Origin of the sequence: Streptomyces sp. NPDC001848, from assembly GCF_042891915.1 — a bacterium.
GTDB lineage: Bacteria > Actinomycetota > Actinomycetes > Streptomycetales > Streptomycetaceae > Streptomyces.
The window spans coordinates 239951-266095 of sequence record NZ_JBIATP010000010.1 but is presented as its reverse complement, the minus strand read 5'-3'; the positions used below and the strand labels follow the sequence as shown (position 1 = coordinate 266095).

The window sequence follows — 26145 nt, the reverse complement described above, 5'->3', positions numbered from 1 at the left end:
CGATCCCGCGCGCCGAAGGGAGAAATGAGCTGAAGGGAAGAAAAGAGCTGATGAGGGACAAAGAGCTGATGAGGAGAAATGAGCTGATGACGAGAGAAGGGTTGACGGGGAGAAAAGGGCGGACGTGACCTAGTGCCGCGACAGGCGGCGTTCGCGCCGTCGCGACGCCCGGCACGCCCCCCAAGCTCTTCGAGCAGGGGGTACCCCCAGAGCACGCACCGGACGCCGCTCCGTGACGGGCACACGTTGCCCGCCGCGGCGCTAGAGCCGCGCACCCTTGAGCGCCATGTGCAGCAGCAGCCGGTCCTCCCCGTCGTCGAGGTCCAGGCCCGTGAGCTGTTCGACGCGGGAGAGGCGGTAGTACAGGGTCTGCCGGTGGATGCCCAGTTCGGCGGCCGCGCGGCCCGCCTGGCCGGCACAGTCCAGGAACACCTCGGCGGTGCGGGCCAGTTCGCGGTGGGAGGGGGGCAGCAGGGCGCTCACGGCGGGGTCGTGGGCCGCCTGCGGCGGGAGCGACGTCAGCAGGCGGTAGGGGCCGATGGCCGACCACTGGGCGACCGGGCCGAGCCGGGGCTCCGCCAGGGCCGCGCGGGCCGCCCCCGCGGCCTCCTGCCAGGCCGCACCCAGCTCGGCGAGGCCCTGCCGGGCGCCCGCCACCCCGGCCGCCGACCCCGAGCCCGCGCCCCCGGCCTCCCGCAGCAGCCGGGTGGCCGCCGTCAGCGCCGGCGTCAGCACGTCCGTCGAGCGCAACCGCACCAGCAGCGCCAGGCTCTGACCGGTGGTGCCCCACGGCACCGTGCACAGCGCGGTCGCCGCCGGGATCGTCCGGGCCGACGGCGCGTCGTCCGGGTCGGCCGAGGGCCAGGGCGCGATGCAGACCACCGTGTGCAGTCCCGCGCCACGCGCACCCAGCGCCGTCCGCAACTCGGCCACCGCCATGTCCTGTGGCCAGCCGCGCTCCGCGGTCAGCACCGCGCGCAGCTCACGCGTCACCTCGGCGCCCGCCTGCGCCTCCTCGGCGAGCAGGTCGCCGATCCGCGCCGCGATCTCCATCGCGGCCGACAGCTGGGCCTCGGACGGGCCCGGCTCGTCGGCCAGCAGCCACACATAGCCGAGGACGACACCCCGATGGCGTACCGGAAGGCAGATCCTTCCCCGGTACACGCCCGCCTCCGGAGTCGGCGGAATCCGCACCGGCCCCGTGGCGCGCGCGATGCCGAAGCCCTCGAACCACTTGCGCACCGCGGCAGTGGAGCGGCGCGTGAGGATCGACCGGGTGCGCACGGGGTCGAGGGAGGCCTCGTCGAAGTCGCCCTCGCTGTCGTACGCGGCGAAGGCGATCAGCTCGAAGTCCCGGTTCTCCAGGGTCGCCGGGGCGCCGAGCAGCGCGGAGATCTCGTCGACGAGCTCCTGGTAATCGCCGCGCCCGGCCTTGAAAACGTCCGCCACAGGGCCATTCTCCCGTATTTTCCGATCCGGCTCATACATCTGTCTGAGATCCAGGGCACGGATGCGTGACAGCTGTCGATGGCCGACGATCGGAGGGATCCTTAGGTTTCACGGTGGTTCTCCGTGCCGTACCCGAATGGTCGGGTTGCGGCCTCCTGCCTGTTCTGTGGAGGTGCCCCGTGCTGGGTCCCGTGATTCTCGCCGCGTCGCGCAGCGACCGGATGCGACGCCTGATCTCGGCGGCCCCGGTGACCAAGCAGGTCGTCGACCGCTTCATCCCGGGCGAGACGGTCGACGACGTCGTGCCGATCATCAAGGACCTCACCGGCAGGGGGCTGGAGCTGACGATGGACGTCGTCGGCGAGGACATCACGACCCCCGAACAGGCCACGGCCGCGCGCGACGCCTACCTTCAGCTGATCGACCGGCTGGAGCCCCTGGAGCTGGGCACCCGCGCCGAGATGTCGGTGAAGCTGTCCATGTTCGGCCAGGCGCTGGAGGACGGCCACGAGCTGGCCCTGAAGAACGTGCGCCCGGTCGTCGAGGCGGCCGCCGCGATCGGTACGACGGTCACCCTGGACGCGGAGGACCACACCACCCTCGACTCGATGTTCGCCATCCACGAGGAGCTGCGGAAGGACTTCCCGCAGACGGGCTGTGTGATCCAGGCCTACCTCTACCGCACCGAGGCCGACGCCCGCCGCCTCGCCGCGAACGGCAGCCGCGTGCGTATCGTGAAGGGGGCTTACAAGGAGCCCGCGTCCGTCGCGTACCAGGACAAGCACGAGACCGACAAGGCGTACGTCCGCATCCTGAAGACCCTCATGGAGGGCGAGGGATACCCGATGATCGGCTCCCACGACCCGCGCCTGATCTCCATCGCCCAGGAACTCGCCCACCGCGCCGGGCGCAAGACGGACGAGTACGAGTTCCAGATGCTGTACGGCATCCGCAGCGAGGAGCACCTGCGCCTGGCCGCCGAGGGCCACCGCATGCGCGTCTACACGGCGTACGGCACCGACTGGTACGGCTACTTCATGCGCCGCCTGGCGGAGAAGCCGGCGAACCTGCGCTTCTTCGTCCGCTCGATGGTCACCAAGGGCTGAGCCCGCACCCCCGCTCGCAACACCGCTCACGTCAAGGAGTTACGGAACCCATGGACGCTGTGACCCAGGTCCCCACCCCCGTCAACGAGCCGGTGCACGGCTACGCCCCCGGCTCGCCCGAGCGTGCCCGCCTGGAGGCCAAGCTGAAGGAGCTGGCCGAGAACCCGATCGACCTGCCCTGCACCATCGGCGGCGTCCAGCGCATGGGCGGCGGCGAGGAGTTCCAGGTCGTGCAGCCGCACAACCACAAGGCCGTCCTCGGCACCTACCGCAACGCGACCAGGCAGGACGCGCAGGACGCCATCGACGCCGCGCTGGCCGCAGCGCCCGCCTGGCGGGCGATGTCCTTCGACGACCGCGCGGCGATCATCCTGCGCGCCGCCGAGCTGCTGGCCGGCCCGTGGCGCGAGACGCTGGCCGCCTCCACCATGCTCGGCCAGTCCAAGACCGCCCAGCAGGCCGAGATCGACACGCCGTGCGAACTGGTCGACTTCTGGCGCTTCAACGTCCACTACGCCCGCCAGATCCTGGCCGAGCAGCCCCCGGCCAACTCCCCGGGCGTGTGGAACCGCCTCGACCACCGCCCGCTGGAGGGGTTCGTCTACGCGATCACCCCGTTCAACTTCTCGGCGATCGCGGGCAACCTGCCGACGGCCCCGGCGCTGATGGGCAACGTCGTGGTCTGGAAGCCGTCCCCGGCGCAGACCCACGCGGCCGTCCTGCTCATGCAGCTCCTGGAGGAGGCGGGCATGCCCAAGGGCGTCATCAACCTCCTCACCGGCGACGGCATCGAGGTCTCCGGGGTCGCCCTGGAACACCGGGACCTCGCCGGCATCCACTTCACCGGCTCCACCAAGACCTTCCAGTACCTGTGGAAGACGGTCGGCAACAACATCGAGAAGTACCGTTCCTACCCGCGCCTGGTCGGTGAGACCGGCGGCAAGGACTTCGTCGTGGCCCACCCGTCGGCCGACCGCGCGGTGCTGAAGACGGCGCTCACCCGTGGCGCCTTCGAGTACCAGGGCCAGAAGTGTTCCGCCACCTCCCGCGCGTACATCCCGGCCTCGATCTGGAACGACGGCTTCAAGGAGCAGTTCGCGGCCGAGGTCGACGGCATCAGCATGGGCGACGTCACCGACCTGTCGAACTTCATCGGCGCCGTCATCGACGAGCGGGCCTTCGCGAAGAACAAGGCCGCGATCGACCGGGCGAAGGAGGACCCGGCCTGCACGATCGTCGCGGGCGGCTCGTACGACGACTCGGTCGGCTACTTCGTGCGCCCGACCGTCATCGAGTGCAGCGACCCGGAGAACGAGGTGTTCCGCACCGAGTACTTCGGCCCGATCCTCGCCGTCCACGTCTACGAGGACGACAAGTACGACGAGATGCTGACCCAGATGGAGTCGGTGTCGGACTACGCGCTGACCGGCTCGGTCATCGCGAACGACCGCGCGGCCGCGGCCCACACGGCCGAGAGGCTGCGCTACGCGGCCGGCAACTTCTACATCAACGACAAGTCGACCGGCGCCGTGGTCGGCCAGCAGCCCTTCGGCGGTGGCCGGGCCTCCGGCACCAACGACAAGGCGGGTGCCCCGCAGAACCTGCTGCGCTGGACCCTGACCCGCGCGATCAAGGAGACGCTGGTCCCGCCGACGGACTACACGTACCCGCACATGGGCTGACGCCCCCTCTCGAACGCCGCCCCCGCCCCGGCTCCTCGCGAACCGGGACGGGGGCGGTTCTCATGAGCGCGCGCAGGTCGTCCGGCCCGGCTGCCAACCATGGCTCCGGGCCGCCGTAGGGGGCGTCGGGGCGGGGAGAACGCCGGGGGACGAGTGATACTGACCACGTGACAGCCGGAGTCCGTACCGTCCACACCGCCGACCTCGACCCCGCCGAGCTCCGGGCCGTGCGCGCGCTGCTCGATGCCGCGTTCGACGGGGACTACGACGATGACGACTGGGAGCACGCGCTCGGCGGGATGCACGTGCTCGTCACCGACGAGCGGGGGCTCGCCGCGCACGGGTCCGTCATCCAGCGGCGCGCCCGGTACCGCAAGCGCTGGCTGCGCGTCGGGTACGTCGAGGGTGTGGGCGTCCGCGCCGACGTGCGGCGCCAGGGGCTCGGCGGGCGCGTCATGGCCGAGGTCGAGCGGATCGTCGACCGCGCCTACGACCTCGGCGCGCTCTCCGCCAGCGACGACGGCGCCCCCCTCTACGCCGCCCGCGGCTGGCGGCTCTGGCGCGGCCGTCTGTACGGCCTCGGCCCCCGCGGTGTCGTCCGCCTGCGTGACGACGAGGACTGCACCTATGTGCGCCCCGCCGCCGCGGGCGCCCTCGACTTCAAGCGCAAGCTGGTCTTCGACTGGCGCGACGGGGACGTGCTCTGACACCCCGACTCCCGTCGACGGTTTGCGCAGGTCGCCGTCGTGTGACCCGGTGGGCGTCTCAGATAGTAGGAAGTCCGAGTAATTGTGGAGACAGATGCCCCGTCCTCACTTACTTTTGTAAAAGCCGAACGTCTCGCTCGATCAAGCGAATGGCGGTCGTGAGCCGGGCCCCGTGCAGGCAACCCCTGCGGCACCGCTCCCCGCCCCGCCGGCGTCTCGTAACCCCTTTTCCGCACGCGCGGATCACGAAGGAGTCGATTCCCCATGGCCGAGACGACCGCCCGCCGCCGAGTCCGTCACGTTTCCCGTACGAGCGAGTCCGACCGCAAGAACGCCGCCGCCGCGCTCCAGCGCGCCCTCGACCGCAGGGACAACGGCGGCGCGACCGGCCACTGAGCCACATCTGCGCATCCCGAGGCCCTCACTCGCACGGCCCGCACCTCACCCGTGAGGCCGCACCCATGAGCCGGGAGCCGCACCCGCACGAGGTGCGGCGCGGCCGGACGCCCCGCGCCATCTGCCGCGTCGCACCTCTGCGTCGGGCCGGTGGTCGTGTCCGTATGTCGGACGCCTCGTGTCATTACATGGGACAAGGAGTACGGTGCCGTCATGTCTCGCAGCATCAATCTCGCAGTGATTCCCGGTGACGGCATCGGCCAGGAGGTCGTGGCCCAGGGACTGAAGGTCCTCTCCGCCGTCCTTCCGCAGGATGTGAAGCTGGAGACCAAGGAGTACGACTTCGGCGCCCGGCGCTACCACGCCACCGGCGAAACCCTCACCGACGCCGACCTCGAGCAGCTCAGGCAGCACGACGCGATCCTGCTCGGCGCGATCGGCGACCCCTCGGTGCCGTCCGGCGTCCTGGAGCGCGGCTTCCTGCTCAAGCTCCGCTTCGCCTTCGACCACCACGTCAACCTCCGGCCCTCCAAGCTGCTGCCGGGCGTCGCGACCCCGCTCGCCGGCCAGCCCGAGATCGACTTCGTCGTCGTCCGCGAGGGCACCGAGGGCCCCTACACGGGCAACGGCGGCACCATCCGCAAGGGCACCCCGCACGAGGTCGCCACCGAGGTCTCCGTGAACACCGCCTTCGGTGTCGAGCGCGTGGTCCGGGACGCCTTCGCCCGCGCCCAGGCGCGCCCGCGCAAGAAGCTGGCCCTGGTCCACAAGAACAACGTGCTGGCGTTCGCGGGTCACCTGTGGACGAACATCTTCAACCAGGTGGCCGAGGAGTTCCCCGAGGTCACCACCGAGTACATGCACGTCGACGCGGCCACGATCTACCTCGTCACCCAGCCCGAGCGCTTCGACGTGATCGTCACCGACAACCTCTTCGGCGACATCATCACCGACCTCGCCGCCGCCATCTCCGGCGGCATCGGGGTCGCCGCCTCGGGCAACATCAACCCGTCCGGCGAGTTCCCGTCGATGTTCGAGCCCGTGCACGGCTCGGCGCCCGACATCGCGGGCCAGGGCAAGGCCGACCCCTCGGCCACCGTCCTGTCGGTCGCCCTCCTGCTGCGCCACCTCGGGTACGAGACCGAGGCCGCCCGCATCGAGGAGGCCGTCTCCGCCGACCTCGCGGAGCGCGTGGGCAAGCCCGCCCGCACGACCGACGAGATCGGCGACGCGCTCGCCGTACGAGTAGCCGGCTGACCCGCCGCCCTACTCACACCCCCTGAGTTCAAGGCCGCCGGGTCGCAACCGCACCCGGCGGCTTTCCCATGCCTCCGCCGGGTGTCACCATCGACCCACCCTGGGCACACCCAAGGGCCGCATTCACACCGTTTCGTCCGCGACTCCCCGCTTGCGATAATCGACGCGGAGCCGCGGATTGAGGGAATGCTCGGACGTCCTAGTACTGGCCACGGCCAGTACGGGAGTGAGCGCGGCCCGTCACGACAACCGGTGAAGGACAACCACACATGACGACGCCCACGATCGAGCTGAAGCCCTCCTCCAACCCGCTGTCCGACGCGGAGCGGGAGGCGATCCTGGCCAACCCCGGGTTCGGCCGCCACTTCACCGACCACATGGTGACGATCAGGTGGACCGAGGGGCGGGGCTGGCACGACGGCCAGCTCGTCCCCTACGCGCCGATCTCCCTCGACCCGGCCACCAACGTCCTGCACTACGCGCAGGAGATCTTCGAGGGCCTCAAGGCCTACCGCCAGCCCGACGGCTCCGTGGCCACCTTCCGCCCGGAGATGAACGCCCTGCGCTTCCAGCGTTCCGCCAAGCGCCTGGCGATGCCCGAGCTGCCGGTCGAGACCTTCATCGAGGCGTGTGACGTCCTCGTCCAGCAGGACAAGGCGTGGGTGCCGGCGCATGGCGGTGAGGAGTCCCTCTATCTGCGCCCCTTCATGATCGCCACCGAGGTCGGCCTGGGCGTCAAGCCCGCCAACGAGTACCTGTTCCTGGTCATCGCCTCCCCGGCCGGCGCCTACTTCCCGGGCGGCGTCAAGCCCGTCTCCATCTGGGCGTCGGAGGACCGCGTCCGCGCCGTCCCCGGCGGCATGGGCGACGCCAAGACCGGTGGCAACTACGCGGCCTCCCTGCTCGCCCAGGCCGAGGCCGCCGCCAAGGGCTGCGACCAGGTCTGCTACCTCGACGCCGTGGAGCACAAGTGGGTCGAGGAACTGGGCGGCATGAACCTGTACTTCGTGTACGGCAACAAGATCGTCACCCCGAAGCTGACCGGCTCCATCCTGGAGGGCGTCACCCGTGACTCCCTGCTGACGGTCGCCCGCGACCTCGGCTACGAGGCCGAGGAGGGCCGGATCTCCATCGACCGGTGGCAGGCCGACTCGGAGAACGGCACCCTCACCGAGGTGTTCGCCTGCGGGACCGCCGCGGTCATCACCCCGGTCGGCACGGTCAAGCGCGCCACCGCCGAGTGGAAGCAGTCGGGCGGCGAGCCCGGCGAGGTCACCCTGAAGCTCCGCGAGGCCCTGCTCGACATCCAGCGGGGCACGCGCAAGGACACGCACGGCTGGATGCACAAGCTGGGCTGACGCCCGCCGCACCGCTCGCGTGCCAGGAGCCGCCCGGGACCCGAGTCCGGGGCGGCTCCCCTCTCGCCGAGGACGGGACCGGCGGCCGGCCTGCCGACGCGTCATGAACGCAATGAACGAAACCCGAGGCGCTCTTGTCGCACCCGCGAACGCCGGGCACGTTACCGCCCATGGGACGAGAGCACTGGAAGAGGATCTGGGTCGGTTCGGCCGGCAACATGGTGGAGTGGTACGACTGGTTCGTCTACGCCAGCTTCGCCACCTACTTCGCCGGGGCGTTCTTCCCCGACGACAACCCCACGGCCCAGCTCATGAACACCGCGGGCATCTTCGCGGTCGGCTTCTTCATGCGCCCGGTCGGCGGCTGGCTGCTCGGCCGGGTCGGTGACCGCAAGGGACGCAAGGCCGCGCTGACCCTCACGGTCACCCTGATGTCCGCCTCCGCGATCCTCATCGCGATCGCGCCGACGTACGCCGTCGCCGGGTACGGCGGCGCGGTGGTGCTGCTCGTCGCCCGGCTGCTGCAGGGCCTGTCGGTGGGCGGCGAGTACGCGGCGAGCGCGACCTACCTGACGGAGGCCTCCGACCCGCGCCGACGCGGGTTCGCCTCCAGCTTCCAGTACGTGTCGATGACCGCCGGCCAGATCGTCGGCCTCGGCCTGCAGATCGCCCTGCAGCGCACGATGTCCGACGGCGCGCTGCACGACTACGGCTGGCGCATTCCGTTCGTGCTGGGCGCCCTCGGTGCGGCGGTGGTCTTCTACCTGCGCCGGAACATGCTCGAGACGGACGTCTACGAGGCCGAGGAGAGCGAGGGCGAGGGGCAGGAGCGCGGGACGTTGCGCGCGTTGTGGCGGCACAAGCGCGAGGCGTTCCTGGTGATCGCGCTGACCATGGGAGGCACGGTCGCGTACTACACGTACACCACGTACCTGACGAAGTATCTGTCGAACTCGGCCGGCCTGCCCAAGCAGACCGCGACCCTGGTCTCCTTCACCGCGCTGATCGTCTTCGCCTGCCTCCAGCCGCTCGCCGGCCGGCTCTCCGACCGGATCGGCCGCCGCCCCCTGCTGATCACCTTCGCGGTGGGCTCGACCGTGCTGACGGTCCCGGTGATGACGATGCTGAAGCACGCGGACAGTTACTGGCCGGCGCTCGGCCTGTCCCTGTTGGCCCTGGTCGTGGTCACCGGTTACACCTCGATCAACGCCTGTGTGAAGGCCGAGCTGTTCCCGACGCGCATCCGCGCGTTGGGTGTGGCGCTTCCCTATGCGGTGGCCAACGCCCTGTTCGGCGGAACGGCGGAGTACGTCGCCCTGTGGTTCAAGGACGCGGGCCCCGAGTCCGGTTTCTTCTGGTACGTGGCGGCCTGTGCGGCCGTATCGCTGGTCGTGTACGTCACCATGCGGGAGACCAGGGACCTGGACCTCACCCGGATGAAGGACGTGGAGTCCTCCCCCGTGACGACCGCATCCTGAGACGGCGGTGAGCGCGGGGGCGGATTGTGCCAGACTGCCCCCGTGCTCTCGTTCGCCATGATTATTGGCAGCAGGCGCGCCGGTCCGCAGTGACCGCCACGTACGACCAGGTACGGGTGGCCACCGTCGTCCTCGACCCGCGCGCAGACCTCTCGCACCCGCGAGAGGTTTTTTCGTTTCCTGGCCCACCTTCAGCCGGGGGCGGAGCGCGAGGGACCATGGGGGGACGGTGGAACCGGTCATTCCGGTAAGACCGAGATCCAAAACAGGAGCCTTGAGACCATGACCGAGACGGCAACCAGCGAGCTCGACGACTCGTTCCACGTCTTCGACACGACGCTGCGCGACGGCGCGCAGCGCGAGGGGATCAACCTCACCGTCGCGGACAAGCTGGCCATCGCACGGCACCTGGACGACTTCGGCGTGGGCTTCATCGAGGGCGGCTGGCCCGGCGCCAACCCGCGGGACACCGAGTTCTTCGCGCGCGCCCAGCAGGAGATCGACTTCCGGCACGCCCAGCTGGTGGCCTTCGGCGCGACGCGCCGGGCGGGCGGCAAGGCCGCGGAGGACCCGCAGGTCAAGGCGCTGCTGGCCTCGGGAGCTCCGGTGATCACGCTGGTCGCGAAGTCCCACGACCGCCATGTCGAACTGGCGTTGCGCACGACGCTCGACGAGAACCTGGAGATGATCCGCGACACGGTGTCCCACCTGCGGGCGCAGGGCCGGCGGGTCTTCGTCGACTGCGAGCACTTCTTCGACGGCTACCGGGCGAACGCCGAATACGCCAAGTCGGTGGTGCGCACGGCGTCGGAGGCGGGCGCGGACGTGGTCATCCTCTGCGACACCAACGGCGGCATGCTCCCGGCGCAGGTCCACGCCGTGGTCTCGACGGTCCTCGCGGACACCGGTGCCCGCCTCGGCATCCACGCCCAGGACGACACGGGCTGCGCGGTCGCGAACACCCTCGCGGCGGTGGACGCGGGCGCCACGCACGTGCAGTGCACGGCGAACGGGTACGGCGAGCGGGTGGGCAACGCCAACCTGTTCCCGGTGGTGGCGGCCCTGGAGCTGAAGTACGGCAAGAAGGTGCTGCCGGAGGGCAGGCTGCGCGAGATGACGCGGATCTCCCACGCGATCGCGGAGGTCGTGAACCTCACCCCCTCCACCCACCAGCCGTACGTGGGCGTCTCGGCCTTCGCGCACAAGGCGGGCCTGCACGCCTCGGCCATCAAGGTCGACCCGGACCTGTACCAGCACATCGACCCGGAACTGGTCGGCAACACCATGCGGATGCTGGTCTCCGACATGGCGGGCCGGGCGTCGGTGGAGCTCAAGGGCAAGGAACTGGGCATCGACCTGGGCGGCGACCGTGAGCTGGTGGGCCGGGTGGTCGACCGCGTCAAGGAGCGGGAGCTCAAGGGCTACACGTACGAGGCGGCGGACGCGTCGTTCGAACTCCTGTTGCGCGAGGAGGTGGCGGGCAAGCCGCTGCGCTACTTCCGCACGGAGTCCTGGCGGGCGATCGTCGAGGACCGCCCGGACGGCACGCACGCCAACGAGGCCACGGTGAAGCTGTGGGCGAAGAGCGAGCGGATCGTGGCGACGGCGGAGGGCAACGGCCCGGTCAACGCCCTGGACCGCGCCCTGCGCGTGGCCCTGGAGAAGATCTACCCGCAGCTGGCCGCCCTGGACCTGGTGGACTACAAGGTCCGCATCCTGGAGGGCGTGCACGGCACCCAGTCCACGACCCGCGTCCTGATCTCCACGTCGGACGGCAAGGGCGAATGGTCCACGGTGGGCGTGGCGGACAACGTGATCGCGGCATCGTGGCAAGCCCTGGAGGACGCGTACACGTACGGCCTGCTGCGGGCCGGGGTGCAACCGGCGGAGTAGCACCCAGGCCGCCGAGGCCGGGCCGAGGGATGCCCGCAGCACCCCTCGGCCCGTCCGTCCGGCTACTGCAGACGCCACTTCTGGTTCGCCGCTCCCGTGCACGACCAGATCTGCGCCCGCGCCCCGTTCGCCGACGAGTTGTCCGTCACATCCAGACACTTGTTCGCCGCGACGTTCACCACGTCACCCGTCGACGCGTTGTACGACCACTGCTGTGCTCCCGTGCCGTTGCAGTCGTACAGCTGCACCTTCGCCCCGTCAGCCGTCGACCCGGACGTCACGTCCAGGCACTTCCCCAGCGCCTGGATCGACCCGTCCGTCTTCACCGTCCACTGCTGGGCGGCCGTCCCGTTGCAGTCGTAGAGCTGCACCGCCGCGCCGTTGGCGTTCGAGGCCCCCGCCACGTCCAGGCACTTGCCCGCGAGACCCACGAACGCCCCCGACCGGTCGCCGCCGCCCGACTGCGCTCCCGACCACGTGAACGTCGCCGACGTCTTCCCCGGCAGCGAGTACGTCGCGTGCTGCCCGCCCCAGTCGATCGTCACCGTCCTCGCCGACGTGGCGTCGTTGTACGCGATCAGTGCCTTCGAACCGTCCGGGTTCCGCCATGCCACGTTCGGCACGGACGACGACGCCGTGGAGGCGATGCGCTGCGCGCCCGGCCGTACGAACTTCGTCAGATGCCCCATCGTGTAGTACTCGATCGTGTAGTCGACCGTCCCGCTCGCACCGTCCCCGTTGTGGACCGTGACGAGTCCCGTGCAGGTGCCGCAGCCACCGTTGTGCGGCCCCATGTTCTGGTCCACCGCAAGGGACCACTTCGTCACGGACTTCGCCCAGTTCCGGGTGTAGTCCACGATGTTGAGCATGTCCTCGCGCTGCTGGTTCGCGATCCAGGTGCCGCCCGAGTGCTCCGTGCCGAACGCGTCCAGCTGCGGGTACTGGTTGTGCACGGCCGTCTGCTTCGTCACGTCACCGCCGTACCCGTGCCACGCGATCCCGCCGAAGTTCGGGTGCGCGCGGACGGCCGCGTCGTCCACGGTCTGGGCGGCGTAGGAGTCGTACGTGTCCCAGTTCCAGTCGTGCGCCAGCACCTTCGTCGTCAGGCCCGCCGCCTGGAGCTTCGGCAGCAGCTCGTTCTTCGTGAAGTAGGCGAGCCCGGACGCGTTCCAGCTCATCGACGGATAGCCCGAGCAGCACGTCGGCTCGTTCTGGGCCGTGACGTACGAGACGGGGATGCCCTGGTCCCGGTAGGCCTGGAGGTACTTGACGAAGTAGGAGGCGTAGGCCCCGTAGTCCTCCGCCTTGAGCCAGCCACCATTGAGCTGCCCGCTGTCCTTCATCCAGGCGGGTGCCGTCCACGGAGTGGCCATCACCGTCAGCTGCGGGTTCAGCTGGAGCGCCTGCCTCGTCAGCGGGACCACGTCCGCCAGGTCGTGCGCGATGGAGAACTTGGCCAGGGAGGGGTCGGTCTGACCGGCCGGCACGTCGTCGTACGTGTATCCGTAGCGCGCCAGGTCGGAGGCGCCCATCGGATTGCGCAGGAACGACAGCCCGATCCCGTCCGTCGGCGAGAACAGCTTCCGCATCGTCGTGTCCCGCGTCGCCTGCGTGAGGGCCCCGCTGCTGTTCATCAGCCAGGCCGCGGTGTCCGTGAACGACGCCCCGCCGCCGGTGAAGGTCTGGTAGCGCGTGTTCTCGTCGACGGTGATGTTCTCGCCGCCGCCACCGGTTCCGGACTGGAAGGCGAACGGCGTCTGCGGCTGCAGACCGCGCACCACATGGCGTCCACCCGAGTCGTCGGTCGTGGTGAGCCAGGCGGTGACCTGTTCGCCGGCCGCCTGCGCGGGGGTGGCCGCCGCGAACCCGGCGGTGGTGAGCAGCCCGGCGAGCAGCAGCCGGATCGCGCGCCGATGTCTCTTCATGGAGCGCCGCCCTTCTTCAGGTGGGGGATGGGGGCGTGCGAGGCGTGAGTAAATGACGGCTTCGTATACGCGTCAAGGGGGTGCGCGTTCAGAATCTGAAGCGACAACCGGCCTGATTCGGCAGTGAGTTGTGTCTGTGACCGTTCTGACGTGAAGTCTTGACGCCTCTCCGGCCCGCTAGTTAACTCACGGCGTGATCTAAGCCATGAGTGAACCCTGAGAGCCGAGGGAAGGTCCGTCGATGCGAAGAACCGCCCTGCTCGCCTCCGCCACCCTGCTCACCGCCCTGATCCCCCTGGTGTCGGCGCGCGCGGCCGACGATCCGACCCCCGCCCCCGTGCCCGTCGACCGCTTCGAGGGCGAGGTGCCCTTCGCCCGGCAGCCGGCGGACGGCATCTTCACCTGGGGCGGAGACAGCGACGACCCGCCCAGCCTCCGGCTCGCCGACCGCGCGGACGCCCCCGAGGGCGCGAAGGTCCTCACCGGCAGCTACGACATCAGCGGCTACGGCGGCTTCACGCACGACTTCGCGGCGGACCAGCCGGCCCACGACTGGTCCTCCCACCGCGGCATCCGCTTCTGGTGGGACGGCCGGAACAACGGCAGGAAGATCGCCTTCGAGATCAAGGACGGCGGCGCGAACGGCGAGGCGTCGGAGCTGTGGACGACCTCCTTCACCGACGACTTCACCGGCTGGAAACAGATCCAGATCCCGTTCACCGACTTCACCTACCGTACGGACTACCAGCCCGTCGGCGGCATCGACCATGTCCTCGGCCTGACCCAGATGTGGGGGTACGCCGTGACGCTCCCCGTCGGCGTCAAGGGCACCTTCGCCATGGACGACGTCGAGCTGTACGGCAGGGCCGACCAGTCCCTGCGCGCCTCCGTCACCACCGACTCCGCCGTCCACCCCGTGCAGGAGGGCGGCACCGCCCAGGTGAAGGTCTCGGTCGCCACCACCGGATCCGCGCCGCTCGACGAACCGGTCACCGTCACCTACGAGACCGTCGGCGGCACCGCCGAGCCCGGCACCGACTACACGCCCGTCAGGGGAACCCTCACCTTCCCGGCCGGCACGGCCTCCGGAAGCACCCGCACCATCCAGGTCCCCACCCTCGAGGACAAGGCGGCCGAGCCCGCCGAGACGATCCCCCTCAAGCTCTCCGTCACCGGCGCCAAGGCTCCCACCGAGACCCCGCAGGTGGTCATCGACGCGCACGGACTGCCGTACCTGGACAGCAGGTTGCCGATCCGGGAACGCGTCGCCGACCTCGTCTCCCGCATGAGCCTGGAGGAGAAGGCCGGCCAGATGACCCAGGCCGAGCGGGCCGCGCTCACCGACCAGGGCGACATCGCCGGCTACGCCCTCGGCTCGCTCCTGTCCGGCGGCGGCTCCACCCCCATGCCCAACACCCCGGAAGCCTGGGCGAAGATGATCGACTCCTTCCAGCTCCGCGCCCGGGCGACCCGGTTCCAGATCCCGCTGATCTACGGCGTCGACGCGGTCCACGGCCACAACAACCTCGCCGGTGCCACGATCATGCCGCACAACATCGGCATCGGCGCGACCCGCGATCCCCAACTGGCCGAGCGGACGGGCGCGGTGACGGCCAGTGAGGTGCGCGCCACCGGGGTCCCCTGGGACTTCGCGCCGTGCCTGTGCGTCACCCGTGACGAACGCTGGGGCCGCTCCTACGAGTCCTTCGGCGAGGACCCGGCGCTCGTGCGGTCCATGGAGACGATCATCCAGGGCCTGCAGGGAAGGCCCGACGGGCGCGACCTGAGCCGCGACGACAAGGTGCTCGCCACCGCCAAGCACTTCGTCGGCGACGGCGGCACCGCTTACGGTTCCTCCACCACCGGCTCCTACACCATCGACCAGGGCGTCACCACGGTCACCCGGCAGCAGCTGGAGGCCGTCCACCTGGCGCCGTACACGACAGCCGTCCAGCGCGGCATCGGTTCGGTCATGCCGTCGTACTCCTCGCTCGACATCGTCGGCGACGGGCAGGGCCCCGTGAAGATGCACGCCCGCGGCGACATGATCAACGGTGTGCTCAAGGGCCGTATGGGCTTCGGCGGCTTCGTCATCAGCGACTGGAACGCCATCGACCAGCTCCCCGGCGACTACGCGGCCCGCGTCCGCACGTCGGTCGACGCGGGCGTCGACATGATGATGGTGCCGTACGCGTACAAGGACTTCCGGACGACACTCGTCGACGAGGTGAAGGCCGGGCGCATCAGCGGGCGACGCATCGACGACGCCGTCTCCCGCATCCTCACGCAGAAGTTCAGGCTGGGGCTCTTCGAGCACCCCTACGCCGACACCACAGGTGCCGCGCGGATCGGCTCGGCGGCCCACCGGGCCGTGGCCCGGCAGGCGGCCGCCGAGTCCCAGGTGCTGCTGAAGAACGCGCACGGCGTGCTGCCGCTGAGGAAGAACCAGAGGGTGTACGTCGCCGGCTCCGACGCCGACGACCTCGGCAACCAGACCGGCGGCTGGACCATCACCTGGCAGGGCTCCTCCGGCACCCACACCCAGGGCACGACCATCCTCCAGGGCATGAGGAACGCCGGGGGAGACGTCACCTACTCCAAGGACGCCTCGGCCCCGACGAACGGCTACGACGTCGGCGTGGTCGTCGTCGGCGAGACCCCGTACGCCGAGGGCGTCGGCGACGTCGGCAACGGCCACGACCTGCGGCTCTCCGCCGCCGACCAGGCCGCCGTCGACAAGGTGTGCGCGGCCATGAAGTGCGCGGTGCTGATCGTCTCCGGGCGCCCGCAGATCATCGGCGACCGGCTCGGCCGGATCGACGCGCTCGTGGCGTCCTGGCTGCCGGGCACCGAGGGCGACGGCGTGGCGGACGTCCTCTACGGTAGGCGTCCCTTCACCGGGCAGCTGCCCGTCACCTGGCCGAGGTCGGAGAACCAGCTGCCGATCAACGTCGGCGACGCCGCGTACGATCCGCAGTTCCCGTACGGGTGGGGGCTCACCACGCTGACCCAGGTCCCGGAGGGAGGCACGGCGACCCTGAAGGCGCTCGCGCTCGCGGCCGCCGCCGCCGAGAGGGCGGGCTCCGACCGGGCCGGACACCAGATCGTCACCAGGGCCCGGCTGCTCGTCCAGCAGAAGGCGGGCTCCGGGATGACGGCGGCGATCGCGAAACCGTTCGCCGACGCCGACCACCTGCTGCTGACGGGCAGGTACGCGGCAGCGGTGGCCGAGCTGACCGAGGCCTACCGGGCGGCGGCCTGACGGAAACCGGTCCGGGTGGGCGGTGCGGACCGCCCGCCCGGAGCGACGCCCGGGTTCATGCGGCTTCCGGTAGGTTCGAAGTATGAAGGCCGCGCTCCACCGAGGAATTGTCGTACCGCTGGTCGCCCTGCTCATGGCCGCGCTCACGGTGCTGTCACCCGGTGCGTCCCGCGCGCAGGCCGCCACGGACGTGTCCGCCATCGCGCAGGCGCTGCGCAGCGGCCCCGTGTACGTCGACCCGGCCGCCTCCGGGCAGCTGTCCGGGGCGGACGCCGACGCGCTCGCCAAGAAGATCGAGGACGCGGGCAAGCCGGTGTTCATCGTGGTCCTGCCCGCCGACTACCCGACCCGGAACCTGTTCGTCGACCTGCGCACCGCCACCGGCATCACCGGCCTGTACGGTGTCCGCCTCGGCGACCGCTTCGACGCCCGCGCCGACTCCTCGGTCCTCGGGCACAGCGCCGTACGGAACCTGGTCACCAGCGTCCAGGGCGAGACCGCCAAGGCCCAGCTGAACGACTTCACCGACCGTGCCCTCGCCAACGTCGGCGGCCACGCCCCCGCCACCTGGGGCACCTCCGGCAGCAGCCACCGGGTGTCGTCCACCGCGCTGATCACGCTCGCCGTGGTGCTGGTCCTCGGCGGCACCGGCGCGTACATGCTCGTACGACGCGGTCGGCGCCGGCGCGCGGAGGAGCAGCAGGCCGCGCTGGAGAAGCTGCGGGTCGTGGTGGACGAGGACATCACCGCCTTCGGCGAGGAACTGGACCGCCTCGACTTCCAGCCGGGGGAGCCGGGCGCCGACGACGCGATGCGCTCGGACTACGCACGCGCCCTGGACGCGTACGAGGAGGCGAAGTCGGCCATGGCGGCGGCGCACCGCCCCGAGGACGTGAAGGCCGTGACCCAGGCCCTGGAGGACGGCCGCTTCGCGCTGGCGACGCTCGCCGCCCGCCGCGAGGGCCGGCCGCTGCCCGAACGCAGGGCGCCCTGCTTCTTCGACCCGCGCCACGGTCCGTCCGTCGCCGACGCGACCTGGACACCGCCGGGCGGCGCCCCGCGCGAGGTCCCGGTCTGCGCGGCCGACCGGGCTCGTCTGGCCGACGGCCGCGACCCCATGATCCGCGAGGTGGACACGGAGTACGGCCGCCGTCCGTACTGGGACGCGGGCCCCGCCTACGGTCCCTGGGCGGGCGGCTACTTCGGCGGCGGCATCCTGCCCGGCCTGCTCGTCGGCACGCTGCTCGGCAGCATGATGGCCACGCCGTCGTACGCCGCCGACTACGGAACCGGCTACGGCGACTTCGGCGGGTACCAGGGCGGCGACGTCTCGGGTGCCGACTTCGACACCGGGGACTTCGGCGGCGGCTTCGGCGACGGCGGGGGAGGGGACTTCGGCGGAGGCGGCGGGGACTTCGGCGGAGGGTTCTGATCGTGACCGTGTGAAGACGTGAGCGCCCGCCCTCCTGATCCGGGAGGGCGGGCGCTCACGTTGGTGCGGGCGTGGGTCACGCCTGCTTGATCGCCGAGATGTCGAAGACCAGCTTGATCTTGTCGGAGACCAGCACGCCGCCCGTCTCCAGAGCCGCGTTCCAGGTCAGGCCCCACTCGGAGCGCAGGATCTCCGCCTTGCCCTCGAAGCCGACGCGCTCGTTGCCGAACGGGTCCTTGGCCGCGCCGTTGAACTCCAGGTCGATGGTGAGCGGCCTGGTGGTGCCGAGGATCGTGAGGTCGCCGGTGATCCGGTAGTCGTCGCCGCCGAGCGCCTCCGCGCGGGTGGAGCGGAACGTCATCGTCGGGTGCTCGTCGGTCCGGAAGAAGTCGGAGCTCTTGAGGTGGTTGTCGCGGTCGGCGGAGCCGGTCTCGATGCTGTCCATCTTCACGTCGATGGAAGCCGTGGACTTCGACGGGGCGGAGCCGTCCAGGTGCAGCGTGCCGGTGAAGTCCTTGAAGCTGCCCTTGACGTTGGTGACCATCGCGTGCCGGGCCACGAACCCGATCGTGCTGTGCGCCGGGTCCAGCGTGTACGCGCCGGTCAGTGCGGCGAGGTCCGGGTTCACGCCCGCGGCCGGTGCGGTCTCGGTGCTGTTCTTGCGGCTGAAGAGGTTCATCACGTGCTCCTTCGGGGGACGGATCGCGGTCCCGGAAGAGAGGCCGCGGCTCTGGAGGCTGTTCAACATTCAACGAGTCTTAACGGGAGCGACGGTAGACCTATTCCGTTCAGGCTTCAACGTCATCGGTGTGCGTGTCCCCGGGAGCGCCGGGCCCGGGCGTGGAGGCGGCGAGCCGGCGGGTAGCGTGGAATTCCGCCGTGGGGATCGCGTCTGCGGCCGTTCGGGGCGCCCTGTCACTCCAGGGATGGCATGTGCGAGCCACCAAGGTGTGATCACTCTCCGTCGCCCGCTTTGTCGGAGCCCGACAACGCCGAGGCCCTCGGGGCAGTCAGAACGGCTGCATCCGGGCCGTATTCTGTTCAGGGTTACCAGGAAAACGGGCCCGAGACTGTACGGAGTCGACGGCGAGCTTTCTTGGTGGCTTTCGTAAGGTCGCTACATGACCGTTTTGGACGAGGCTGTGGATTCCGGGAGCGAGCCCGCGGACGCGCGCGGGCGGGTCGCCGAACTGCACGAGATCCGCAAGCAGGCCCTCGCGGGTCCGAGCGAGAAGGCGACCGAGGCGCAGCACGCCAAGGGCAAGCTGACCGCCCGGGAGCGCATCGAACTGCTTCTGGACGCCGGTTCCTTCCAGGAGGTCGAGCAGCTGCGTCGGCACCGGGCGAGCGGGTTCGGCCTGGAGGCGAAGAAGCCGTACACCGACGGTGTGATCACCGGCTGGGGCACGGTGGAGGGCCGCACGGTCTTCGTCTACGCCCACGACTTCCGCATCTTCGGCGGCGCGCTGGGCGAGGCCCACGCCACGAAGATCCACAAGATCATGGACATGGCCATCGCCGCCGGGGCGCCGCTGGTGTCCCTGAACGACGGCGCGGGCGCCCGTATCCAGGAGGGCGTCTCCGCCCTCGCCGGCTACGGCGGCATCTTCCAGCGCAACACCAAGGCCTCCGGTGTCATCCCGCAGATCAGCGTCATGCTCGGCCCGTGCGCGGGTGGCGCCGCCTACAGCCCCGCGCTGACGGACTTCGTGTTCATGGTCCGCGAGACCTCGCAGATGTTCATCACCGGCCCGGACGTGGTCAAGGCGGTGACCGGTGAGGAGATCACGCAGAACGGTCTCGGCGGCGCGGACGTCCACGCCGAGACGAGCGGCGTCTGCCACTTCGCGTACGACGACGAGGAGACGTGCATCGCCGAGGTGCGCTACCTCCTCTCCCTGCTCCCGCAGAACAACCGGGAGAACCCGCCGCGGGTGGAGTGCACCGACCCCGTCGACCGCCGCTCGGACGTCCTGCTGGACCTGGTCCCGGCGGACGGCAACCGGCCGTACGACATGGCCAAGGTGATCGAGGAGATCGTCGACGACGGCGAGTACCTGGAGGTCCACGAGCGCTGGGCCCGGAACATCATCTGCGCGCTGGCCCGGCTCGACGGCCAGGTGGTCGGCATCATCGCCAACCAGCCCCAGACCCTCGCCGGTGTCCTCGACATCGAGGCCTCGGAAAAAGCTGCACGCTTTGTGCAGATGTGTGACGCTTTTAACATCCCGTTGGTGACGTTCCTGGACGTTCCCGGGTTCCTTCCGGGTGTCGACCAGGAGCACGGCGGCATCATCCGGCACGGGGCGAAGCTGCTGTACGCGTACTGCAACGCGACCGTGCCGCGGATCTCGCTGATCCTGCGCAAGGCGTACGGAGGTGCGTACATCGTGATGGACAGCCAGTCCATCGGGGCGGACCTCACCTACGCCTGGCCGACCAACGAGATCGCAGTGATGGGTGCCGAGGGCGCAGCCAACGTGATCTTCCGCCGTCAGATCGCCGGGGCGGAGGACCCCGAGGCCATGCGGGCGCGGATGGTCAAGGAGTACAAGTCCGAGCTCATGCACCCGTACTACGCGGCCGAGCGGGGCCTGGTGGACGACGTCATCGACCCGGCCGAGACCCGTGAGGTTCTGATCCGGTCCCTGGCGATGCTGCACGCCAAGCACGCCGACCTGCCGTCCCGCAAGCACGGCAACCCGCCGCAGTAACCGAGCGGACCCACCGCGGCAACCCCGCGGACCCCTCTCTCACGGAGACTGAGACCCATGAGCAACCCTGACATCCGCGTCGAGAAGGGCCACGCCGAGCCCGAGGAAGTGGCCGCCATCACGGCCGTCCTCCTGGCCCGCGCGGCGGCTCAGACCCCCGCCACGACCGCGTCCCACCGAGGCCGCGCCAAGGCAGGCTGGCGCCGCCTGGAACGCGAACCGGGCTTCCGCGCACCGCACAGCTGGCACGCGTAGCTGCGCCGCTCGAGCCGTCCCTGAAGGGCTTCTCCGCTTGGGAGGGGCCCTTCTCGCTGTGCAGAGGACGTATCGTCATCGCGTCGCGGCAGAAAAAACTGGGCCCCTCCCTGAGGAGGGGCCCGTGGGTGCGCCCCTCAAGGGGCGCGGGGCTGTATCGACTTGCGGCTCCGCCGCGTGGGCGCGGTCAACCACGAACCACCCGCAGTCGGGGTACGACCCGCTGGGGCAGCCCAGTTGCCGCAACCTCCGCCTAGCGAAGGCGAGCCATCAGGGCATGCTCCACCAAAGTGATCAGAGTGGACTTGGCGTCAGCCCGATGTCTCGCATCCGTTGTGATGATCGGCGTGTCCGGCCCGATCTGCAGCGCCTCCCGCACCTCGTCCGGTGAGTACGGCTGCTGGCCGTCGAAGCCGTTCAGCGCGATCACGAACGGCAGGCCGCTGTTCTCGAAGTAGTCGACCGCGGGGAAGCAGTCGGCCAGGCGCCGGGTGTCCACGAGCACCACCGCGCCGATCGCGCCGCGGACCAGGTCGTCCCACATGAACCAGAAGCGGTCCTGGCCCGGCGTACCGAAGAGGTAGAGGATCAGGTCCTGGTCGAGGGTGATACGGCCGAAGTCCATCGCCACCGTGGTGGTGGTCTTGTCCCCGGTGTGGGTGAGGTCGTCGATGCCCGCCGAAGCAGACGTCATGACGGCCTCCGTGCGCAGCGGGTTGATCTCCGAGACGGCGCCGACGAACGTGGTCTTGCCCACGCCGAAGCCGCCCGCCACCACGATCTTCGCGGAGGTGGTGGAGCGGGAAGGACCGCCGCTAGAGCTTGCGAAGTCCACTGAGCACCCTTTCGAGCAGTGTCACGTCTGGCTGGCCGCCGGCGTTCTCGTCGCCGCCGGGCTGATGGATGGCGACCAGGCCCGCCTCCGCCAAGTCGGCGACGAGGATCCTGGCCACGCCGAGAGGGATCGTGAGGAGGGCCGAGATCTCGGCCACCGACTTGATTTCCCGGCACAGGTTGCAGATCCGCTGATGCTCGGGCAACTGGCCCTGCATCTGGTGCGGTTGTGCGGTGGTGTGCACCAGCGCCTCGATGGCGAGCTGGTAGCGCGGCCTGGTGCGGCCGCCCGTCATGGCGTACGGGCGCACCAGAGGGTTGTTCGAGGACCCGGCGGGCGCCGGTTCGGGGGAGCGGCGCTGCGGCTGCACGGGCTGGATACGCGGTGCCGGCGGCTGGTCGTACGGCGACGGTCCCGGGCCCTGGGGGCCCTGCGGCGCGTACGGCTGGCGCCACTGGCCCGGCGCGGAGGGGAAGTCGTACCGGTTCTGGTCACCCTGGCCCGGGCCCTGACCGGGGCCGTAGGACCAGTTGCCGGTGGGCGAACCGCCTGGGGGTGTTGCCACGTTCTCTCCTCCTCCGACTGCGCCGGGCACCCATCCCTGTGGAAGCCGCGTCCCGAAACCTTACGGCCCCGGGACGCTCAAACGCACCGTCCGTCTCCTAGTTGAGAAGGCTCCCCTGGAGCTCCGCACGAAGGTCCGGGGTCAGGACCGTACCGGCACGGTCGACCAGAAGCGCCATCTCGTACCCGATGAGGCCGATGTCCGCCTCCGGGTGTGCAAGAACCGCGAGCGACGAACCGTCGGAAATGGACATGATGAAGAGGAATCCCCGCTCCATCTCCACAACCGTCTGGTTCACGTTGCCGCCCTCGAAGATGCGGGAGGCACCCGCGGTCAGCGAGGTCAGACCGGAGGCGACGGCCGCCAGCTGGTCGGCGCGATCGCGCGGAAAGCCTTCGGACATCGCCAGAAGGAGTCCGTCGGCGGAGACCACCACCGTGTGGGACACCCCGGGGGTGTTGTCCACGAAGTTGGTGATCAACCAGTTCAGGTTCTGTGCCGCCTGGCTCATCGGGCTCACACTAACGCTCCTGGTTGTAGGTGCTGTCAGGACCGAAGCCCTGGCCGTTCGTTTCACTGCCTGCTTGGCGTCCCCGCTGGACACCTCGGCGCAGGTTGCTCAGCCTGCCCCTGACGTCTTCGGGGGCCCGGGAGACCTGTGGGCCTCCCTGCGGGGTCGCCTCCGCGGCGCCCTCGATCAGGTTCGCCTTGGGTACCCGTCGAGGCAGACCGGAAGCGGTGACCCCGCCCGCCTTGGGTTTCCGGAGCTGCGCTGCCTGCTGCCACCGCTCGTCGTTCGCGGAGCGCCAGTCGCCGCCCGTCTCCGTGGCCGCCGGCGGATCCTGAGGCACGGGCTGGGGCCGGCCGGCGGTGCCGTTCGCGGTGGAGCCGCGGCGGGGCAGTCCGGCGTCGGTCAGCTCGTGGCCGGCGGAGGGGGCCGGTCCCGGACGGTCGAAGCCTACGCGGTCCCGCTCGCTCACGTCACCGGCCTGCGCGGATTCCGGTTCGGGAGCGTACTCGGAGCGGTAGCCGCTCCGGAAGTCGTCCTGCGCCGGCCAGTCGTCCTGGTACGTCGACTCCTCGAAGGAGGGGAACGTCTCGGCCGGGCCGGACCGGTCCGCGGCACGGCTCTCCGGCACCTGCTCCGCATACGCGGGCTCCGGGTAGCCGCCACCGGACGGGAAGCCGTCGTTCTGCGACAGGCCGCCGTTCTGCGACAGGCCGCCGTTCTGGGAGAAGTACGGATCCTGGTACGCGCTCTGCTGGGGCTCCGCGTACGCCGTCTGCTGGTCGTACGCAGCGCGCTGCTCCTCGTACGCGTGCTGCCCGGTGTCGTACGGGGACCGGCTGTCGTCGTACGCGTGTTGTCCTTCGCCGTACGCGGGCTGCCGCGTCTCGAAGCCGTCCTGGTAGGAGGGAGCGGTCCGATCGCCCTCCTGCGGCTCCTGCTGCCGGTTCGTGCCCTGGACCTGGGCCTCCAGGGCCGCACGGCGCTCCTCGCGCATCAGCGAGCGGCCGACGGGGTCCAACTCCCGTATGTCGTTCGGCACTTCGGCGTAGCGGCTGTCGTCGAAGCCCAGCTCCGCGGCCGTGCGCATCGGCTGTCCGTCGAAGTTCTCGCCCTGGTAGGGCTGCTGCTCCGGGATGATCTGCGAGACGGTGAACTCGTCGCGCTCCAGCGGCTGCTCGCCGCCACCGCCGTGGGTGATGGCGTCGGGCAGCATGACCAGCGAGGTGGTGCCGGCCTGCTCGCCCGAGGGGCGCAGCTGGACGCGGATGCCGTGCCGGTCGGACAGCCGGCCGACCACGAACAGGCCCATGCGCTGCGAGATCGCGGCGTCCACGGTCGGCGGGTTGGCCAGCTTGTGGTTGATGTCCGCGAAGTCCTCGGCGGTCAGACCGATGCCCTTGTCATGGATCTCGATCATGATCCGGCCGTCGGGCAGCCGGGTGGCGGTCACCCGGACCTTGGTCTGCGGCGAGGAGAACGTCGTGGCGTTCTCCAGCAGCTCCGCGAGCAGGTGCACGAGGTCGGTCACGGCGCGGCCGTGGATCTCGGCCTCCGGGACGCCGGACAGCTCGATGCGCTCGTACTGCTCCACCTCGGAGGATGCGGCGCGCAGCACGTCGATCAGCGGGACCGGCTGGTCCCAGCGGCGGCCGGGCTCCTCGCCGGCGAGGACGAGGAGGTTCTCGCCGTTGCGGCGCATACGGGTCGCGAGGTGGTCCAGCTTGAACAGGTTCTCCAGCTGGTCCGGGTCGGCCTCGTTGTTCTCCAGTTCGGTGATCAGGGTCAGCTGGCCCTCGATCAGCGACTGGTTGCGGCGCGAGAGGTTGGTGAAGATGGCGTTGATGTTGCCCCGCAGCAGGGCCTGCTCGGCGGCGAGCCGGACGGCCTCGCGGTGGACCTGGTCGAAGGCGCGGGCGACCTCGCCGATCTCGTCCGTGGAGGAGATCGGGATGGGCGCGACCCGGGTGTCGACCCGGCCGGGGTCGGTGCGCGAGAGCTGGTCGACCAGCATCGGCAGCCGCTGCTCGGCGACCCCGAAGGCCGCGTTGCGCAGCTGGCGCATCGAGCGGCTCATCTGGCGGGCCATGAGGCCGGCGATGATGAACGCGGCGAGCAGGGCGACGACGACGATGGCACCGGTGACGAAGGCGGACTGCTTGGCGTCGTCGGCGATGGCGGAGGCGTCCGCCACGGCCTTGTCGGCCATGTCCGACTCGATCTGCCGGTACGCGTTGAACTTGAGGGTGTTGACCGCCCACCAGTTCTGCGGGGTGATGCCCTGCTGGGCGAGCGCGGCGCGGGCGGTGGCGTCGGTGGACTGCAGCGAGGCGAGAGCCGCGACCATCTTGGTCGGGTCGGACGGCGGGGGCACGTAGTTCGGGTCCTTGGCCTTGGCCTGCTGGACCATCGCCGCGCCGTCGGACTGGATCTTCTTCTGGAGGACCGAGAGCTTGTCGGCGTCGGCCTGGGTGCCGCCGCCGATGTACTCCTCGACGGCGATGCCCTCGAGGTAGGCGTACGAGGAGAGGGCGACGCGCTGCTTGGCGAGGCTGGTGTCCGAGGTGCCCGGCTTGATCAGCATGTGCATACCGATCGAGCGCTCCAGGGACAGAGCGGCCTTCGTCAGCGAGATGGCGTAGACGGTGCGGCCGTAGCTGGTGATGTTGCCGGTGCCGAGGCCGAGTTCGTTGGCGAACTCCATCAGCGGGTGCTGGACCTGGACGTAGCCCTCCTCGGTCTGCACCCCGCTCAGGGCGGAGGTGTAGGCGCCCTGGCGCAGTGCCGGCAGCTTGGTCTCGGCCTTGCGGAAGATGGAGAGGCGGCGCTCCAGGCCCGACTTGTGGGGCATGTTCCGGGCGGCCTGGTCGAAGGACTTGGCGGCCTGGTCGGTGGCACTGCGGGCCTGGACGACCGTCGAGTCGTTCTGGCCCTTGCCCTGGAGGAGGGGCGCGGCGCTGACGTCGCGCTCGGTGATGAGTGCGTTGGCGTAGGTCAGGGACGCCTGCACGAGACGGGCCGTGTTCTCGGCGTCCCGCGCCTGTCGCCAGGTGTCGATCGAGCTCTTCACCTGGAAGCCGCCCATCACCAGGCCGACCAGCACGGGTATGAGCAGGATCGCGTTCAGCCTGGTCGGCACGCGCCAGTTGCGCGGGGAAAAGCGGCTGCCGCTGGGCGGGAGAGCCGTCGGCTCCGGTCCGGGCACTTGTGCGGGTGCCGCTCCGCGCGGCGGCGGGGTGAAGTTGCCCCGCGCCGACGGCTCGGGACCGTTCTTGCTTCGCCTCACTCGACCAACAACCTCTCGGCGACGGCACCTACGTCGT

The 26145-nt window shown here is 70.2% G+C and carries 19 protein-coding genes; 12 read left to right on the top strand and 7 right to left on the bottom strand.

From position 1 onward, the window contains the following. Positions 1-261: 261 nt before the first annotated feature. Complete coding sequence (locus ACFYZJ_RS22280) at positions 262-1488, bottom strand: PucR family transcriptional regulator (RefSeq protein ID WP_388570633.1); 1227 nt, start codon at positions 1486-1488, stop codon at positions 262-264. 140 nt (positions 1489-1628) lie between these two features. Here ACFYZJ_RS22280 and ACFYZJ_RS22275 point away from each other — a divergent pair, with 140 nt between their 5' ends. The 8 genes from ACFYZJ_RS22275 (at position 1629) to cimA (ending at position 11326) form a co-directional block, all read left to right on the top strand. Beyond that, positions 1629-2555, top strand: a complete 927-nt coding sequence (locus ACFYZJ_RS22275; RefSeq protein WP_388570631.1) for a proline dehydrogenase family protein — start codon at positions 1629-1631, stop codon at positions 2553-2555. A gap of 50 nt (positions 2556-2605) precedes the next feature. Further along, the gene (pruA, locus tag ACFYZJ_RS22270) at positions 2606-4237 is read left to right on the top strand and encodes an L-glutamate gamma-semialdehyde dehydrogenase (protein ID WP_388570630.1); all 1632 of its coding nucleotides are present in this window, start codon (positions 2606-2608) and stop codon (positions 4235-4237) included. Positions 4238-4404: 167 nt separating this feature from the next. Then, entirely contained in the window at positions 4405-4944 is a 540-nt protein-coding gene (locus ACFYZJ_RS22265; protein ID WP_388570628.1) for a GNAT family N-acetyltransferase, read from the top strand. Between the two features lie 264 nt (positions 4945-5208). Next, positions 5209-5340, top strand: coding sequence for a hypothetical protein (locus ACFYZJ_RS22260; RefSeq protein WP_103838047.1), 132 nt, complete (start codon positions 5209-5211; stop codon positions 5338-5340). A gap of 213 nt (positions 5341-5553) precedes the next feature. Continuing rightward, entirely contained in the window at positions 5554-6597 is a 1044-nt protein-coding gene (locus ACFYZJ_RS22255; RefSeq protein ID WP_388570627.1) for a 3-isopropylmalate dehydrogenase, read from the top strand. 269 nt (positions 6598-6866) lie between these two features. Further along, positions 6867-7955, top strand: coding sequence for a branched-chain amino acid aminotransferase (locus ACFYZJ_RS22250; protein WP_388570625.1), 1089 nt, complete (start codon positions 6867-6869; stop codon positions 7953-7955). A gap of 170 nt (positions 7956-8125) precedes the next feature. Further along, positions 8126-9433, top strand: coding sequence for an MFS transporter (locus tag ACFYZJ_RS22245; protein ID WP_388570623.1), 1308 nt, complete (start codon positions 8126-8128; stop codon positions 9431-9433). A 282-nt stretch (positions 9434-9715) separates the two neighbouring features. Further along, positions 9716-11326, top strand: a complete 1611-nt coding sequence (cimA, locus tag ACFYZJ_RS22240; RefSeq protein WP_388570622.1) for a citramalate synthase — start codon at positions 9716-9718, stop codon at positions 11324-11326. A 62-nt stretch (positions 11327-11388) separates the two neighbouring features. Here the strand turns inward: cimA and ACFYZJ_RS22235 are convergent, their stop codons facing one another. Beyond that, positions 11389-13251, bottom strand: coding sequence for a ricin-type beta-trefoil lectin domain protein (locus ACFYZJ_RS22235; protein WP_388570621.1), 1863 nt, complete (start codon positions 13249-13251; stop codon positions 11389-11391). Positions 13252-13492: 241 nt separating this feature from the next. Between ACFYZJ_RS22235 and ACFYZJ_RS22230 the strand changes: the two genes are divergently transcribed. Together ACFYZJ_RS22230 and ACFYZJ_RS22225 are read left to right on the top strand one after the other, a co-directional pair. Next, complete coding sequence (locus ACFYZJ_RS22230) at positions 13493-16513, top strand: carbohydrate binding domain-containing protein (protein ID WP_388570620.1); 3021 nt, start codon at positions 13493-13495, stop codon at positions 16511-16513. Between the two features lie 82 nt (positions 16514-16595). Then, complete coding sequence (locus ACFYZJ_RS22225; protein ID WP_388570619.1) at positions 16596-17945, top strand: hypothetical protein; 1350 nt, start codon at positions 16596-16598, stop codon at positions 17943-17945. Between the two features lie 76 nt (positions 17946-18021). On the opposite strand, the gene ACFYZJ_RS22220 is transcribed toward ACFYZJ_RS22225, so the two are convergent. Further along, positions 18022-18624, bottom strand: coding sequence for a YceI family protein (locus ACFYZJ_RS22220; protein ID WP_388570617.1), 603 nt, complete (start codon positions 18622-18624; stop codon positions 18022-18024). 442 nt (positions 18625-19066) lie between these two features. Here ACFYZJ_RS22220 and ACFYZJ_RS22215 point away from each other — a divergent pair, with 442 nt between their 5' ends. Together ACFYZJ_RS22215 and ACFYZJ_RS22210 are read left to right on the top strand one after the other, a co-directional pair. Continuing rightward, positions 19067-20659, top strand: coding sequence for an acyl-CoA carboxylase subunit beta (locus ACFYZJ_RS22215; RefSeq protein ID WP_388570616.1), 1593 nt, complete (start codon positions 19067-19069; stop codon positions 20657-20659). A gap of 57 nt (positions 20660-20716) precedes the next feature. After that, a complete protein-coding gene (locus ACFYZJ_RS22210) occupies positions 20717-20914 on the top strand; it encodes an acyl-CoA carboxylase subunit epsilon (protein ID WP_103838056.1) in 198 nt (65 codons plus the stop codon). Positions 20915-21167: 253 nt separating this feature from the next. Here the strand turns inward: ACFYZJ_RS22210 and ACFYZJ_RS22205 are convergent, their stop codons facing one another. From ACFYZJ_RS22205 to ACFYZJ_RS22190, 4 genes are all read right to left on the bottom strand, one after another. Continuing rightward, positions 21168-21749 carry an ATP/GTP-binding protein gene (locus tag ACFYZJ_RS22205; protein ID WP_044384251.1) on the bottom strand — a complete coding sequence of 194 codons (582 nt, stop codon included), beginning with the start codon at positions 21747-21749 and terminating at the stop codon, positions 21168-21170. Further along, entirely contained in the window at positions 21730-22314 is a 585-nt protein-coding gene (locus ACFYZJ_RS22200) for a DUF742 domain-containing protein (protein WP_263232246.1), read from the bottom strand. The genes ACFYZJ_RS22205 and ACFYZJ_RS22200 overlap by 20 nt, the downstream gene beginning before the upstream one ends. Before the next feature lie 97 nt (positions 22315-22411). After that, positions 22412-22825 carry a roadblock/LC7 domain-containing protein gene (locus tag ACFYZJ_RS22195; protein ID WP_029385896.1) on the bottom strand — a complete coding sequence of 138 codons (414 nt, stop codon included), beginning with the start codon at positions 22823-22825 and terminating at the stop codon, positions 22412-22414. Between the two features lie 10 nt (positions 22826-22835). Then, complete coding sequence (locus tag ACFYZJ_RS22190; RefSeq protein WP_388570614.1) at positions 22836-26108, bottom strand: nitrate- and nitrite sensing domain-containing protein; 3273 nt, start codon at positions 26106-26108, stop codon at positions 22836-22838. Positions 26109-26145: the final 37 nt, after the last annotated feature.